This window comes from Nocardia sp. NPDC050712 (assembly GCF_040654295.1).
Taxonomy (GTDB): domain Bacteria; phylum Actinomycetota; class Actinomycetes; order Mycobacteriales; family Mycobacteriaceae; genus Nocardia.
In genome coordinates this window covers 1,072,641-1,088,262 of record NZ_JBFAHT010000001.1, presented here as the reverse complement: position 1 = coordinate 1,088,262, position 15,622 = coordinate 1,072,641, and the positions used below count along the sequence as shown (strand labels likewise).

At 69.7% G+C, this 15,622-nt stretch carries 17 protein-coding genes; all 17 read right to left on the bottom strand.

The window, feature by feature from the left end:
* Positions 1-12: 12 nt before the first annotated feature.
* Positions 13-723, bottom strand: coding sequence for a GAF and ANTAR domain-containing protein (locus tag AB0H76_RS05250; RefSeq protein WP_357317639.1), 711 nt, complete (start codon positions 721-723; stop codon positions 13-15).
* Positions 724-830: 107 nt separating this feature from the next.
* Positions 831-1,547, bottom strand: coding sequence for an ANTAR domain-containing protein (locus AB0H76_RS05245; RefSeq protein ID WP_357317637.1), 717 nt, complete (start codon positions 1,545-1,547; stop codon positions 831-833).
* Between the two features lie 68 nt (positions 1,548-1,615).
* The gene (locus AB0H76_RS05240) at positions 1,616-1,966 is read right to left on the bottom strand and encodes a hypothetical protein (protein ID WP_357317635.1); all 351 of its coding nucleotides are present in this window, start codon (positions 1,964-1,966) and stop codon (positions 1,616-1,618) included.
* A 6-nt stretch (positions 1,967-1,972) separates the two neighbouring features.
* A complete protein-coding gene (locus tag AB0H76_RS05235) occupies positions 1,973-3,874 on the bottom strand; it encodes an alkyl sulfatase dimerization domain-containing protein (protein ID WP_357317632.1) in 1,902 nt (633 codons plus the stop codon).
* Between the two features lie 19 nt (positions 3,875-3,893).
* Positions 3,894-4,214 (bottom strand): DUF202 domain-containing protein, encoded by a 321-nt coding sequence (locus AB0H76_RS05230; protein WP_357317630.1) that lies wholly within the window; start codon positions 4,212-4,214, stop codon positions 3,894-3,896.
* Complete coding sequence (locus tag AB0H76_RS05225; RefSeq protein ID WP_357317627.1) at positions 4,211-4,567, bottom strand: DUF202 domain-containing protein; 357 nt, start codon at positions 4,565-4,567, stop codon at positions 4,211-4,213. The genes AB0H76_RS05230 and AB0H76_RS05225 overlap by 4 nt, the downstream gene beginning before the upstream one ends.
* A 71-nt stretch (positions 4,568-4,638) precedes the next feature.
* Positions 4,639-5,334, bottom strand: coding sequence for an acetoacetate decarboxylase family protein (locus AB0H76_RS05220; RefSeq protein WP_357320408.1), 696 nt, complete (start codon positions 5,332-5,334; stop codon positions 4,639-4,641).
* A 124-nt stretch (positions 5,335-5,458) separates the two neighbouring features.
* Positions 5,459-6,382: a tyrosine recombinase XerC gene (locus AB0H76_RS05215; RefSeq protein WP_357317625.1), complete on the bottom strand. Its 924-nt coding sequence runs from the start codon at positions 6,380-6,382 to the stop codon at positions 5,459-5,461.
* A 93-nt stretch (positions 6,383-6,475) separates the two neighbouring features.
* Positions 6,476-7,690 (bottom strand): DNA-processing protein DprA, encoded by a 1,215-nt coding sequence (dprA, locus tag AB0H76_RS05210; RefSeq protein ID WP_357317622.1) that lies wholly within the window; start codon positions 7,688-7,690, stop codon positions 6,476-6,478.
* Positions 7,687-9,195, bottom strand: coding sequence for a YifB family Mg chelatase-like AAA ATPase (locus tag AB0H76_RS05205; RefSeq protein ID WP_357317619.1), 1,509 nt, complete (start codon positions 9,193-9,195; stop codon positions 7,687-7,689). Before AB0H76_RS05205 ends, dprA begins: the two co-directional genes overlap by 4 nt.
* A complete protein-coding gene (locus tag AB0H76_RS05200) occupies positions 9,195-9,551 on the bottom strand; it encodes a YraN family protein (RefSeq protein ID WP_357317616.1) in 357 nt (118 codons plus the stop codon). The genes AB0H76_RS05205 and AB0H76_RS05200 overlap by 1 nt, the downstream gene beginning before the upstream one ends.
* Positions 9,552-9,661: 110 nt before the next feature.
* The gene (locus AB0H76_RS05195) at positions 9,662-9,967 is read right to left on the bottom strand and encodes a DUF2469 domain-containing protein (RefSeq protein WP_011210678.1); all 306 of its coding nucleotides are present in this window, start codon (positions 9,965-9,967) and stop codon (positions 9,662-9,664) included.
* A gap of 40 nt (positions 9,968-10,007) precedes the next feature.
* Positions 10,008-10,772, bottom strand: a complete 765-nt coding sequence (locus AB0H76_RS05190; protein WP_357317613.1) for a ribonuclease HII — start codon at positions 10,770-10,772, stop codon at positions 10,008-10,010.
* A gap of 49 nt (positions 10,773-10,821) precedes the next feature.
* Entirely contained in the window at positions 10,822-11,586 is a 765-nt protein-coding gene (gene lepB / locus AB0H76_RS05185) for a signal peptidase I (RefSeq protein ID WP_357320405.1), read from the bottom strand.
* A gap of 106 nt (positions 11,587-11,692) precedes the next feature.
* A complete protein-coding gene (rplS, locus tag AB0H76_RS05180) occupies positions 11,693-12,034 on the bottom strand; it encodes a 50S ribosomal protein L19 (RefSeq protein WP_357317610.1) in 342 nt (113 codons plus the stop codon).
* Between the two features lie 191 nt (positions 12,035-12,225).
* Positions 12,226-13,113, bottom strand: coding sequence for a hypothetical protein (locus tag AB0H76_RS05175; RefSeq protein ID WP_357317607.1), 888 nt, complete (start codon positions 13,111-13,113; stop codon positions 12,226-12,228).
* A 32-nt stretch (positions 13,114-13,145) separates the two neighbouring features.
* Positions 13,146-15,485 (bottom strand): Tex family protein, encoded by a 2,340-nt coding sequence (locus AB0H76_RS05170; RefSeq protein ID WP_357320402.1) that lies wholly within the window; start codon positions 15,483-15,485, stop codon positions 13,146-13,148.
* Positions 15,486-15,622: the final 137 nt, after the last annotated feature.

Here is a 15,622-nt window from a genome sequence, read left to right as displayed (position 1 = left end):
TCCGGTGCGCGATCAGATCCGCAGGCGCAGCTCGACGATGCCGGTGGCCACTGCGTGCACGCTGATCCGGTTGCGGCGCGCATGCGCGCGGATCAGTTTGTAGGCGTCGTCGGGTGCGATGTTGCGGGCGTTGGCGATCACGCCCTTGGCCTGTTCGATGACGATGCGGGCGTCGAGGGCATGTTGCAGCTGGTCGGCGATTTGCTGTTGCTCGCGGAGCCGGTCCGCGGTGACGAGGTGCCCGGCGGCCAGTTGGGCGAGCAGCTCGCCGACCGAGAGGTCCCCCGCCGCCCATTCCCGGCGCTCGGCCGAATAGATGGACAGCACACCGATACTGGCCTCGCCCTGCCGCAGCGGGATGCTGGCGACCGAGGACATGGCATGCCGTTCGGCCGCGCCCGCGTATTCCGGCCACACGTCGAGATACTTTCCGATCTCGGTGACGGTGACGGGCGCACCGTGGCGCATGGCTTCCAGCGCCGGGCCACGGGCCGCGGCGAGCTGGCTCTGTTCCAGCTCTTCCACCGCGACCGCCGACGCGGTGATCGCCGCCGGCCGGCCCGGCTCCGATACCTCTCCGACCCGGAGCACACCGGCTCCGGCCAGCTCCAAAAGCTCGGTGGCACTGGTGATCACGTGCTGTAGCAGGGCGGCGGTGTCATCGGCGGCCAGTAGGCGCGCGAGCTTTGCCAGCGCCGCTACCAGCAGCTCGCTGTCAGACATCCGAACCACCCCTGTACCGGCGAACCCTGGTGTCCGCCACGGAGATCCTGCGCCGCACCGTGCCCAACCTCACCATGGTATGGACCGATGGGCCTCCGGCGAAACCTTCAGTTGCCGTGTGTTTTCGGCGGGTGTGCGTCGAGTGCCGCGGCGATCGGTAGCCGCCGCCCGATTATCCGCTCGGCAACCTCGGACAGTGAAAGGCCTTGACCGACAGCCAGAGACCGCAACCGCGCGTAGGCCTCGGGCGCGCCGACGTGCAGGTGCGCGATCACCATACCCGCCGCCTGGTGGATCAGGACGCTGTCCGGCGGCGGTGTCAGCCAGCCCGGCGACCGCGCGGACTGCGCCGAAACCAGCTGCGCGGTAACCAGTTCCGCGATCCGGACGGCCGCCGCGATCGTCGGCGGCGCCGCCATGCCGGGGTCCGGATCGAAAAGGTCCAGGGTGCCGAGCCGGGCCAGGCCGAGCCGCAGCGGTACCGAGACCATCGCGCCGGTGAGCGATTCCCGGCTCATCGCGGCGGCGAATTCCGGCCAGCGCGGGCAGGGGGTGGTGAGATCGGGCAGGGGCACCGGCACGCCGGTGGCGAACGCGTAAACCGCTGGACCGGCGGCGACGACGGCTTGCAGGCCCTCGATCCGGGCGGCCGCCACTCCGGTGACCGACCACGGCCACAGCCCGAGATGCCGTTCGCCGATGAGGATCGCGGCGCCGTGCACCGGCAGCACTTGCACACACGCCTGGCACGCGGCGGAGATATCGCCCCCGCCGAGCCGCAGTGCCGAGCTGAACCGCTCGGTCAATTGATCGTTCTGTGCCACGCCACCCTACGAACCGCTTTGCGCTTGACCGGCAGCGTCAGGATAGCCGAAATTACCCGACGTTTGTCCTACAAAAGCGCTGCCAGCGCATCCGCTTCCGCGCGCAACGCTGTGCCACGCACCGTGTGCCCGTTGTTGTCGTATTCCGCTGCGGCGCTGCGCCGCTCGGCGATCTCCGCGCGCACGATCGCGGCGATGTCATCCTCGGTGAGCTCGCGGCGCGGCACCTCGGCCGCACCGAGCCCGGCCGCGCTCGCCTCGATGGCCCCGGCCCGCGCCCGCGGCGCCTCGACCGCCTCGGCGTTGTCGATAGCGCCGAGTGCGGATCGCAGTGCGGCCGCGGCGTCGCGGTCGCGCGCCTTCATCGCCACGGTCAGCGCGGCCCGCAGACGATCGCGCAGTCCGGCGTCAGGCGCCATGGCCGGTCACGGCGTGACGATGGCGAAGTCCGGATCGGGCTCGTCGAAGACCCCGACCAGCTTGGCCAGCACCGCCGGGTCACCGTCGATCTCGATATCGCCCGCCGCGACGGCGACCCCGAAATCCTCACCGGCCAGCAGCACCCGGATCAGAGTCGCGCGGGTCAGCGCGAAGGTGGCGTCCGGCGCGGGCCGAGCCCCGGCCTCGGGCCGGTCGTAGTGGGTCAGCACGCCGTTGCCCAATTCGACTCGGTGCGTGTGGTTTTCATCGGTGATTCGCCATTCGGTGACGATCCGCAGCTCCCAGGCCCGCGGCCCGTCGACCCGCAGGGCCAGCGCGTCGAAGATCTGCTCGACAGTCAGGGCGTTCAGCATGGTCGGCGAATCCGCCTTGGTGGGCGTGCCGAAGGAGCCGTAGCGCAGTTCATAGGCGCCGCTGAGGTAGAAGTTGCGCCAGGTGGCGTTCTCGGCACCGTAGCCGAGCTGTTCGAAGGTGCTCGCCTGTAGCTCGCGCGCGGCCCGGTTGTAGGGGCCCGCGAAGATGACGTAATTGAGAACCTGCGCGACCCACCGGTAGTCGCCGGCGTCGTAGGATTCTTGCGCCTTGCGCAGCACCTCTTCGGTGCCGCCCATGAATTCCACGTGCCGCCGGGCACTCTCGACCGGCGGATGCTCCCACAGGTGCGCGGGGTTGCCGTCGAACCAGCCCATGTAGCGCTGGTAGATGGCCTTGACGTTGTGGCTGACCGAACCGTAGTAACCCCGGGCGTGCCAGGCCTTGTCGATGGCGGGCGGTAGCTGGATGAGCTCGGCGATCTCGGCGCCGACGTAGCCCTGGTTCAGCAGGCGCAGCGTCTGGTCGTTCAGATAGCCGTACAGGTCCCGTTGCAGCACAAGATATTCCGTGATTCGACTGCTATCCCAGGTGGGCCAGTGGTGCGAGGCGAACAGGACATCGGAGTTCGCGGCGTAGAGCGTGATCGACTCGTTCAGGTACTTGGCCCACACGTGCGGATCCCGGACCAGCGCGCCGCGCAACGTCAGCAAGTTGTGCAGGGTGTGGGTCGAGTTCTCGGCCATGCACAGCGCGCGACGGTCCGGGAAGTAGAAGTTCATCTCGGCCGGCGCCTCCGTGCCCGGGGTGACCTGGAAGACGATCCGGACGCCGTCGACGGTTTCGGTCTGGCCGGTGGCGGTGATGTCGTGTGTGGGCGCTATCAGGGTGAACTTGCCGATCGAGTTGGTCTGGCCCAGACCGGCCCCGACCTGGCCGAGCGGTCCGCGCGGCAGTACGGCTCCGTACATATAGGCGGCGCGGCGTGTCATCGCGGCTCCCGCGTAGATGTTCTCCGACACCGCGTGTTCCAGGAATCCGGCGGGCGCGAGCACCGGGCAGCGGCCGGCCGCGACCTCCTCGGCGTTGACGATGCCCATCGCGCCGCCGAAATGGTCGACGTGGGAGTGGGTGTAGATGAGCCCGGTCACCGGGCGGTCACCGCGGTGCGCCCGGTACAGCGCCAGGCCCGCGGCCGCGGTTTCGGCGGAGATCAGCGGGTCGATGACGACGACACCCGAATCACCCTCCACCAGCGTCATATTCGACAGGTCCAGACCACGGATCTGGTAGATGCCCGCGGTCACCTCGTAGAGCCCCTGCTGCACCACCAGCCCGGACTGCCGCCACAGGCTGGGATGCACCGAGGCGGGACAGGGTTCACGCAGGAACGCGTAGGAGTCGGTGTCCCACACCACCGTTCCGTCATCGGCGGTGACCACGCCCGGCTCCAGCGCGGCGATGAACCCGCGCGCGGAGTCGGCCTGATCGGCGGTGTCGGCGAAGGGAAGTTCGGCCACCGCGCGCTCGTTCTGGGCGACGATGAAGCTGCTCGGATCTGCTGCTGCACTCATCTTCATCCTCCTCGTGGGTTCACGGATCTGGCATGGTGACACCGATCGTGGCCGCGACGCAGGCGACGGCGACCACCGCGAGGGTGGCGGCCGCGACCACGGTTCGACTGTTGGCCAGGTTGCCCTCGCGCAGAGCGCGATTGCGGACGTAACACAGCACGGCCAGCGCCGCCATCGCGGCGCCCGAGCCGAGCGGCGCGGCCTGGGCCGGACGCCAGCCGCTGGTGAGCGCGTGGTTGAGGAACAGCGCGCAACAGACCATGGCCGATACCGCGGTACGCCGCCAGGCCAGCGCGGTCCGCTCCACGGCAAGACCGACATCGCGTGCCTGCGGGGTCACTTGAACAGCACCGCGACACCGGCCAGCACCGAGATGATCGCGATGCCCGCGGACAGGATCGGCACCATCACAGTGCGGGGCAGCGTCTCGCCGCGCCGCATCGCGGTACCGACCCGGCGCCAATGGCCGTACGCGCCGACGGCCACGATGACGGCGAGCACCAGACAGCTGACCGCGAGTGCCCGCCGGAAGCCGGCGGTCTTGAACGGCTGCACCAGGGTATGCACGGCGACACCACCGGCCAGCAAGCCGAGGGACGTACGCATCCAGGCCAGGAAGGTTCGTTCGTTGGCAAGATCGAAGCGGTAGTCGAGCTGCGCTTCGTCCTCTGATTCCTGCGGCTCGGACGCCACCTCACCTCTCCCATCGGGCCGGGGATTTTCACCCTAGTGCCCGGGCGGCGCAAAGCCGGTGACCCCGCGGATCACACCGGAGTGGCGTCCTGGAAGGTCATCCGGAGCCGGGCGATGGTCGAGCTCATCGAGGCGCGCTTGGGCAATCCGAGGGCCGCCAGTTCCCGGGCCCAGGGATGCTCGCCCAGGGTCAGATCGGCGCCGCCCGGTCGGGCGTGCAGGCCGGACGGTTCCATGTCCCACTGCGTGCACCGGGTAACGCCGTCGATATGGGAGTAGGCGTCGAAAGAGGTGCCCGCGCCGCGCTTGGCCGGGGCCGCGAAGCCCGGCCGGACCGTGAGACCGAGCACCAGTTCCCCGTTGTGGTGCAGCGCCCCGCGGCGATGGGTGCCTTCGTAGTCCATCCGGAAGTCGGCGATCTCCTTGGGGAACCCCCAGATCCCGCGGCCCGCCGCCAGGGTGAACTCGCCGTCGACCGGCAGCCGGTGGATGAACACGCCCGCCTGCCCGGCGGCCAGGGCACGGGCATCGGCGAGCCCGCCGGCCGCCGTGGCGCGGTGGTGGCGGACCATGAACGACACCCCGAACTCGTGATACGGGCCGAGATCGCCGTCGACGTACTGGACGAACACCAGGGTGCACAGCGCGCGATTGCCCGGCACCCGGATCAGTTGCAGGCCCGAATAATCGATGACGCGCTGGGCCGCGTCGGCCGCGACGGTATAGGAGGCCAGGAAGGCGCGGGCCTGCCGGATCTGGACCGGCATCCTGACCTCTTTGCCGAGCACGCTGTGCACGCTGACTGCGTCGTTCACGAAGCCTCCCAAATTAGAACTCGTTCCAGAATAGGGTGCTTCGGCCGCGCGCCACAGGCTTTCCCCGCGACCGCGCTCAGGCGCGCGGATGCGCCTGGTCGTGCACCTTCTTCAACCGTTCGATCGAGACGTGGGTATAGAGCTGAGTGGTGGCCATGCTGGCGTGCCCTAGCAACTCCTGGACCACGCGCAGATCGGCGCCGCCCTCGAGCAGGTGGGTGGCGGCGCTGTGCCGCAGGCCGTGCGGACCCAGATCCGGCGCGCCGGGTATCGCGGAAATCACCTCGTGCACAACGTCTCTGGCCTGCCGCTGATCGAGCCTGCGGCCCCGGCGGCCGAGCAGCAGCGCCCGCCGCGACTCGCCGTTCGCCAGGGCGGGCCTGCCGTAACGCAGCCAGCGCTCGATGGCCTGGTCGGCGGGCCCGCCGAACGGGGCCGAGCGCTCCTTGTTGCCCTTGCCGAGCACCCGGACCAGGCGGCGTTCGCGGTCGACGTCGTCCAGATCCAGGCCGCACAGCTCGCTCACCCGGATGCCGGTGGCGTACAGCAGCTCCACGATCAATCGATCCCGCAGCGCCACCGGATCCTGCTGCGCCGCACCCGATTCCGCCGCGGCCATGGCGTCGGCGGCCTGCTGGCGGCCCAGGACCGCGGGCAGCGTGCGCTGCGCCTTGGGCGAACCGAGCCGCAAGCCCGGATCCATGGTGAGCTGGCCGTTCTTGGTCAGCCAAGCCGTGAACGTCCGCGCCGAGGACGCGCGCCGCGCCATGGTGGTGCGCGCCGCGCCCTTCGCCGACTGCGCGGCCAGCCAGGACCGCAGTAATGCCAGATCCAGCTCGCGCACGGCCGAATCCGCCGCCCGCTCGCACAGATGCGCCAGCAGCGAGCGGGCGTCCCCGAGGTAGGCCCGCACGGTGTGCGCCGACCGATTCCGCCCGAGCCGCAGATGCCGCCCGTACTCGGCCAGCAGCGCTTCCAGATCCTCCGGCAGTTCCTCCATACCGACTACCGTGGCGCGCCGCACCGCACGCTGGCAAGCTCCCGCGCCGCGGTGCGCCCTCCGCGGGACCCCGAGGCGCCTGCCGCGCGGCCATCAGACTCCCCCACCGAGGCGCCTGGAGCGCTTCGATGCGACTCGGTACCAGCCGCTTTCGCCGACGCCGACGAGGTCGGCCAGCTCGAGCGCGGCCAAGGCGGCCCGAACGGCGGGCAGCGGTAGATCGGCGTGTGCGGCCAACTCGGCGGGCAGGCGGGAACCGACCTTCGGCAACGCAGCGAAAACGGTGGCCTCGCCACCGTTCAGCGAATCCTCCGGACCGGTGACCACACCCGCGGCACCCGGCAGCGATAGCCGCAACGGGCCCGCTTCGTCGATTACCTCCTCCGCCCGGGTGACGAGCAGGGCCTCGCCATCGCGAATCATGCGGTGACAACCGACCGAGGCGGCGGAGTCGACCGAGCCCGGAACCGCCAAGGCCGGGCGGCCGAGGCGGCGGGACCACTTGACGGTGTTGCGCGCCCCGCTGCGTAACCCGGCCTCCACCACCAGCACACCGTCCGCCAGACCGGCGATCAGGCGGTTCCGGGCCAGGAACTGATACCGCCGTGCCGCGACGCCGGGCGCGTATTCGCTGACGACCAAACCGCTGTCGGCGATTTCGGCGAGCAACCGGTCGTGCTCGGCCGGGTACGGGCGGTCTACCCCGCAGGCGAGCACCGCGACGGTGGGAGCGCCGCCGGCCAGCGCGGCACGGTGCGCCCTCGCGTCGATGCCGTACGCGGCGCCGGAGACGATGGTCCACCCCTGTGCCGCAAGGTCGCTCACGATGTCGGCCGTCACCTGATCGCCGTAGGGTGTGCTGGCGCGCGCGCCGACCACCGCCAGCGCGCGCTCGCTGGTCTCGAGGAGAGACAGTGGGCCGCGCACCCAGAGGGCCAGCGGCAGCGCGCCGTCGCGATCGCGGCCCGAAGGCAATTGGGCGAGACCGAGCATCCGCCACGCCGGCCATTCCGGATCATCGGGGGTGACAAGGCGACCGCCGAGCCGATCGATGGTTTCCAGATCCCGCTCGGCGCAATCGATCGCGCGCCGCAACTCGGTGGGACCGCGCAGGGACTCCGGCAACGCGCACTCCCGCACGGCACGCGCGGCCTCCACGACGCCGACCGAGTCGATCAGCGCCGACAACGCCGGACACGGCCCCTCCAGCACCCGGGACAGGTACGCCCAGGCCAACCGCCGCTGGTCACCGGCCGGCGGATCGGGCTCGGCGGCATCGAGATCGACGAGCCGCAGTGCCGGGCTCATTGCGCACCCCGCTGCCGGAAGTTCAACGCCAGCATGACGTCCTGCGCGCTGGGGACATCGGCGCCGCGCAAATCGCAGATGGTCCACGCCACGCGGATGGCCCGGTCGGCGCCGCGGGCCGAGAGGCGGCCCATCCGCAGGGCCGTTTCGACCGGGGCGATCGAGTCGTGGGGCAGGCGGAAACGCTGGCGCAGCACATGGCCCGGGACTTCGGCGTTGGTGGTCCAGCCGTCTTCTTGCCAGCGCAGCGCCGCGGCGCGCCGGGCGGCGGCCACCCGGGCACGCACGACCGCGCTGGATTCGGCGTTCTCCGAGCTGAAGCTCGCGCCGGAGTGACCGCGCATCTGGACCCAGATGTCGATGCGGTCGATCAGGGGGCCGGAGAGTTTGCCCAGGTAGCGACGCCGGGCCAAGGGTGCGCAGATGCAGTCGACATCGCGTGCGGGTGCGCACGGGCACGGATTCGCGGCCAAGACCAACTGGAACCGCGCCGGATAGCGCGCCACCCCGTCGCGCCGCGCGATCCGGATCTCGCCCTCCTCCAGCGGAGTTCGCAGCGCCTCGAGCACCTTCGTCCCGATCTCCGCGCATTCGTCGAGAAAGAGCACGCCGCGGTGTGCGCAGCTGACGGCGCCCGGCCGCGCCGCGGGGGAACCACCGCCGACCATCGCCGTGGCCGAGGTGGAATGATGCGGCGCGACGAAGGGCGGCATGGTGACCAGCGGCTGGTTTCCGGACAGCAGGCCCGCCATCGAATGAATGGCCGTGACCTCGAGCGACTCGGCATCCGAGAGCGGCGGCAGCAAGCCCGGGAGCCGTTGCGCCAGCATCGTTTTGCCGATGCCCGGCGGGCCCGTCAAGAGCAGGTGGTGCCCGCCCGCGGCCGCGACCTCGAGCGCCCATCTGGCCTCGTCCTGACCGACGACCTCGCTCAGGTCGCCGCCGGTGTGCGCCGGGACCGGCACGTCGCCGCTGGGCTCGGTCAGGGCGCCTTCGCCGCGCAGCCAGTCGATCACGGCGCGCAGGCTGGCGGCGCCGAGGATTTCGATGCCGTCGACCAGACCTGCTTCGGCCAGTGCGGGTTCCGGCACCACGACGGTGGGCCAGCCCGCGTTGCGGGCGGCGATCACCGCGGGCAGGATCCCGCGCACGCGGCGCACCCGGCCGTCGAGCGCGAGCTCGCCGAGCACCACCGTCTCGGCCAGCCGTTCGCAGGGCACCGCGCCCGAGGCGTCCAGCACCGCGACCGCCAGGGCGAGATCGTAGACACTGCCGACCTTGGGCAAGGTGGCCGGGGACAGTGCCAGGATGACCCGGCCGTCCGGCCACTTCTCCCCCGAGTTGGCCACCGCCGAGCGCACCCGGTTCCGGGATTCCTGGAGCGCGGTGTCGGGCAAGCCGACCAGGTGCACCGAGGGCAGGCCCTGCCCGATATCGGCCTCGATCTCGACCAGCAAGCCGTCCACCCCGGTGACCGCGACCGAGTGCGCGCGCCCGAGCGCCATCAGAACGCCGACTCGAGGTGATCGATGACCGGCCGCTGCCCCGGCAGCAGCAGCACCGAGATGACGTCGAACCGCACCGTGCGGCACGGACTGTCGTGCTCGTTGAGCCACAGCAGCGCGAGCGTGCGGATGCGCCGCCGCTTCTGATAGGTGACCGATTCCGCGGGTGTGCCGAAACCCAGGCCGCGCCTGGTCTTCACCTCGATGAACGCGGTGATTCCGGATGCGCGGGCGATGAGATCCAGCTCGCCGTAGCGGCATCGCCAGTTTCTGCCGATGATCTGCCAGCCGGCCGACCGCAGGTACCGGGCCGCCAGCTCTTCCCCTCGTGCGCCGAGCGCCTTTTTATCCGTCACCCGCACAGCGTGCGGCGTCACCCGGACCCGGCCGCCGAAGCGACCTGGGGAAACAGAAAAGCTGTGGATAAGCGTTCAGCTGTGGACAACTCGCCGCGGCGAGCCGAGCCCTACTCGGGAAGCCGCAGGTCGGGCTTCTCCAGCTCTTCGATATTGACGTCCTTGAAGGTGATCACCCGGACGTGTTTGACGAAACGCGCCGGGCGGTACATATCCCATACCCAGGCATCGCTCATGCGCACTTCGAAGTACACCTCGCCGTCGGCGTTCTGCGGCCGCAGCTCGACGGAATTGGCCAGGTAGAAGCGACGTTCGGTCTCCACCACGTACGAGAACTGACCGACGATGTCCTTGTACTCGCGATACAGCGAGAGTTCCATCTCGGTTTCGTACTTCTCGAGGTCCTCGGCACTCATCGGGTGGAAGTCCTCCTATTTCGCAGGTCGTTGGTGCACATCATCTCGCATGGACCGTGCCGGTAGCCACTCGGCCTTCCGGCGCCTCTTCGGCCAGCACCGCGTCGGCGTAGTCCAGGGCCGGATCTACCGGCACGAGCCCCGCCATTTCCCGCACATTGCGCCAGGAGCGCCGGTGCTCGCTGCTCGGTCCGAGCCGCCGCAACGCCTCGGTGTGCTCGGGCGTGTTGTAGCCCTTGTGCGCGGCGAATCCGTAACCGGGCAGACGCTGGTCGAGTTCGACCATCATCCGGTCCCGGGTGACCTTGGCCAGGATGCTGGCCGCCGCGATGCACGCGGCCACCCCGTCGCCGCCGATCACCGGCAACGACGGCGTGGGGATGCCGGGCACCCGGAAACCGTCGGTGAGCACATAACCGGGCGTCTGCGCGAGCCCCGCTACCGCGCGCCGCATGCCCTCGATATTGGCGACGTGGATGCCGATGGAGTCGACCTCCCAGGCCGGGACTACCACGACCTCATAGGCCAGCGCCAGCCGCTGGATCACCGGGAACAGCTCCTCGCGGGCGGCCTCGGTGAGCTTCTTGGAATCGTCGAGCCCGCCGAGCCGGTCGTAGGCCTTGGGTGCGAGCAAGCAGGCGGCGACCACCAGCGGACCCGCGCACGGACCACGCCCGGCCTCGTCGACGCCGGCGACGGGGCCTAGGCCGCTGCGGATCAGTGCTGACTCCAGGGTGCGCAGACCGCCCGCCTTGCGCATCACGACGCGCGGCGGCCAAAGAGTGGTGCTCCGGGTATACCCCACGATCCAATTATCCTGCCGCCGTGCGCCTTAGGTTCGCCTGGGGGTCACTTCACTGCGGATCGACCGCGCTGACCGGACCGATACGGCTCGGCGGCCAGATCTTGAACACCGCCTTGCCGCGGACGTTGTCGACCGGGACGGTGCCCTGCAGCGAGTCCGAGACGTGCGCCCGGGAATCGGCGGACTGGTCGCGATTGTCGCCCATCACCCACAGGTTGCCCTCGGGCACCTTGATCGGGCCGAAGACCCGGCCGGCCGGGTAGGTGGCGTTCTGCTTGCCCGCGAACCACGGGTAGTCGTTCTTCACATACGGCTCGTCCAGCGGCTTGCCGTCGACCAGGATCCGGCCCTCGGCGTCGCAGCACTGCACGGTCTGCCCGCCGATCGCGATGACGCGCTTGACCAGATCGTTCTCGTCCGGCGGCACCAGGCCGAAGAAGGAGAAGAAGTTCTGTACGCCGCGGATCGCGGTGTTCTCCGAGCGGATCGACTGGTAGCGGGTGTTCCAGGACGGCGGGCCGACGAACACCACGACATCGCCCGGCTTCGGATCACCGAAGTAGTAGCTCAGCTTCTCGACGTAGATGCGATCGCCGACGCAGCCGGGGCAGCCGTGCAAGGTCGGCTCCATCGACTGGGAGGGGATCACATACGGCCGGCCGACGAAGGTGACCATCAGCGCGGCGATGACCGCCGCGATCACGATCAGGATGGGCAGTTCCTGCCAGAACGGCCGCTGCTTCTTGGTCTTCTTGGCGCGCCGCGCCCTGGGGGCGCGTGCCGCGCCTTCGTCGTCCGCACCCGACACCGACACCGACCCACTTTCGTCTGCCACGCCGAACAGCGTAGCCCGGCACCCTGCCTGACGGCGGGTACCGGGCTACGAACGCTCTGGCTGTGGCGAACGGGTCGCTACAAGATCAGCGCTTTTCCTTGATCTTGGCGGCCTTGCCGCGCAGGTCGCGCAGGTAGTACAGCTTGGCGCGACGGACGTCACCGCGGGTGACGACATCGATGTGGTCGATGTTGGGGCTGTGCACCGGGAAGGTGCGCTCCACGCCGACGCCGAAGGAGACCTTGCGGACGGTGAAGGTCTCGCGAATGCCACCACCCTGGCGACGGATCACGACGCCCTTGAAGACCTGGACGCGCTCCTTCGAGCCTTCGATGACCTTCACGTGCACGTTCAGCGTATCGCCCGGGCGGAAGTCCGGGACGTCGCTGCGCAGCGACTTTTCGTCGAGGAAGTCGAGGGTGTTCATTGTCATCCTTTGTGATGTTTGCGTGAACAGAGGACCCTGGCGGCAAACCCTGGCTACTGACGAGGGCGCGCGACCGGTTCATGCTCCGAATTAGGAGGGTGCTCCTGCGGACAGAAATCTCCCCAGGGCAACCCGAGTATTGTGCCAGACCACCGCCGCGCCGGAGAAATCGCCCCTGCTCGAGCGCCCGATCAGCGGTCGGACCGGTGCTCCGGCGCGAACAACGAGTGCTCCGGGGAGAACAGCGGATGCGGGTGCGGCGCGGGCGGGGCCGGCACCACCTTGCGCGCCAGCTCCGCCTCGGCGGCACTGCGGACATGCTCGACGTCGGGCTTGCCCGCGATCAGGTCCTGGATGAAGATCTTGGCCCGGATCACCGGCCGCCGATAGCGGCGCTCCCGCACGATCGCGCGGTACATCAGGCGGCGGCGTTCGGCGTAGCGCCAGCGCGCCCACGGCGCGCCGGGGCGGCTCAGTCGCAGCGCGCCGATCCACAGCAGCGGCGGGAAGAACATGCCGAACAGGCCCGTCCAGATCTTGCCCTTGGCGATGACGACGGCGGCGAACGCGAGATTGGACAGGCTGATCGCGGCCGCCACCGCCTTGGCGTCGTCGCCGATGGAGCTGCGCACGTCGGCGATCTCCAGGAACGACATCGGATGGAACCCGAGCAGCAGCAAGCCGGTCACCGCGAGCGCGACGAAGACCGCGTCCACGGAGGTGCGGCCCTGTTCCTCCCAGTACACGTCGCGCAGGTAGTAGATGAGCGCGAACTCGTCCAGGACCAGGGCGGCGCCGACCCCGAAGGTCGCGGCGAACGCCGCCGTGACCCCCGCACTCGCGCTCTCGTAGACCGCGATCAGACCCAGACCCGAGCCGAGGACCAGCACCACACCGATCACCATGTGGTGGATGTGGGTATCCCCGGCGCGCAGGTTGCCGGGCCACCAGCGCACCTGTTTACGGATCAGCCGGACGCTGATCCGAATGACCAGGAACCCGACGATGAACCCGAGCAGGAAGCACAGCAGTGGTAGCCGGCCCTGCGCGATCACATCGTTCTCGAGCCACCTGCGCATGGCCGCCTACCACTCTCCTGCCGGTCGTCGTCCTATTTGCCGAAGCCCGCCTTACGCAGCGCGTCGGCCATGGAACCGGTCGGGGCGGGCGCGCTGCGCCGCTGATTGCCCTGACCACCCTGGCCGCGGCCCGGTTGCTTGCCCTGTCCATTCTGCCGCTGCCGGTTGTCCTGGCCGGTCTGACCACGCGGTGCGCCGCCGCGGTTGCCGCCGCCGCGCTCCGGCTTGGCCGTGCCGGGCTCGTCGTCCAGGCGCAGCGACAGGCCGATGCGCTGGCGCTGCACGTCGACCTCGAGCACCTTCACCTTCACCACGTCACCGGACTTCACGACCTCGCGCGGATCCTTGACGAAGTTGTGCGACATGGCCGACACGTGCACCAGGCCGTCCTGGTGCACGCCGACGTCGACGAACGCGCCGAAGGCGGCCACATTGGTGACGACGCCTTCCAGCACCATGCCGGGCTCCAGGTCGGCGACCTTCTCCACGCCGGCGGCGAACTCGGCGGTCTTGAATTCCGGGCGCGGGTCGCGGCCGGGCTTCTCCAGCTCGGAGATGATGTCGGAGACGGTGGGGACACCGAACTTCTCGTCGGTGAACTGATCGGGCCGCAGCCCGCGCAGCACGCCGGTGTTGCCGATCAGCTCGGCGACGCCGCTACCGGTCTGATCCAGGATGCGCCGCACCACCGGATAGGCCTCGGGGTGCACCGCGGAGGTGTCGAGCGGGTCGTCGCCGCCGCGGATGCGCAGGAAGCCCGCGCACTGCTCGAACGCCTTCGGGCCCAATCGTGGCACCCCGAGCAGGGCCTTGCGGCTGCGGTAGGAACCGTTCTGATCACGGTGCGCCACAATGGATTCCGCGATCGAGCCGGTGATCCCGGAGACCCGGGACAGCAGCGGCACCGAGGCGGTGTTGACGTCGACGCCGACCGCGTTCACCGCGTCCTCGACCACCGCGCCCAGCGAGCGGGCCAGCAGGGTCTCGGACACATCGTGCTGGTACTGGCCGACACCGATGGACTTCGGATCGATCTTCACCAGCTCGGCCAGCGGGTCCTGCAGGCGGCGCGCGATGGAGACCGCGCCGCGCAGCGACACGTCCATGTCGGGCAGTTCCTGGGTGGCGTAGGCCGAGGCGGAGTACACCGAGGCGCCCGCCTCCGAGACGACGATCTTGGTGGGCTTGTTCTCCGGGATGCGGGAGATCAGCTCGGTGGCAAGGGCATCGGTCTCGCGCGAGGCGGTGCCGTTGCCGATGGCGATGAGCTCCACATTGAACCGGGCGACCAGCGCGCCGAGCACGGCGAGCGACTTCTCGGTCTGCCCCTGCGGCTTGTGCGGGTAGATGACCTCGGTGGCCACCGCCTTGCCGGTGGCATCGACGACCGCGACCTTCACGCCGGTCCGGTAGCCCGGATCCAGGCCCATGGTGGTGCGGGTGCCGGCGGGCGCGGCGAGCAGCAGGTCGCGCAGGTTCATCGCGAAGACGTCGACGGCGTCCTTCTCCGCGGCCTGGCGCAGGCGCATCCGGGTATCGATGCCAAGGCTCACTTGGAGTTTGGTGCGCCACGCCCAGCGCACGGTGTCCAGCAGCCAGGTGTCGGCGGCGCGGCCCTTGTCGGCGATGGCGAACTTGACCGCGATCCGGCCCTCGTAGATCGAGCGCTCCCCCGGAGCCAATTCCGTTGTCTCGGTGTCGAGCTGGAGGCTGAGCGCGTCCTCCTTCTCGCCGCGCAGCAGAGCCAGGATGCGGTGCGAGGGCAGCTTGGTGAACGGCTCGCTGAACTCGAAGTAGTCGGCGAACTTCGCGCCCGCCTCCTCCTTGCCCGGGCGCACGGCGGACTTGATCTGGCCGCGGTTCCACATCAGTTCGCGCAGTTCGCCGACCAGGTCGGCGTCCTCGGCGAAACGCTCGACCAGGATGGCGCGGGCGCCGTCGAGCTGTTCGGCGTTGTACTGGGCCGGATCGGTGGCCGGGTCGTTGATCAGGGCGTCGGCCACCGGCTCGTGCCCGGCCTCGCGCGCGATCTGGGCCTTGGTGCGGCGCTTGGGCTTGTAGGGCAGGTAGATGTCTTCGAGGCGGGCCTTGGTCTCGGCCGTCATCAGCTGGCCGAGCAGCGCGTTGTCGAGTTTGCCCTGGCCCTTGATGGATTCGATGATCGCGCCGCGGCGCTCGTCGAGTTCGCGCAGGTAGCTCAGACGTTCGTCGAGCTGGCGCAGCTGCGCGTCGTCGAGACCGTCGGTGACCTCCTTGCGGTAACGCGCGATGAACGGCACGGTCGACCCGCCGTCCAGCAACTCCACCGCGGCCCGGACCTGGGATTCGCGCACCCCTAGTTCGTCGGCGATGCGGCGACCCACGCTGGCCAGCGGGGCAGGACTGCCGACGGAATCGGCGGTCGGCGCAAGCGTGGTCGCGGCGGCGGTCGTGTCGGTGCTGTTCGACTCTGAACTGGCGATCTCGGGCGCTGTCGTCACGGCCGCCAACACTACCGCCGTCAGCCGAC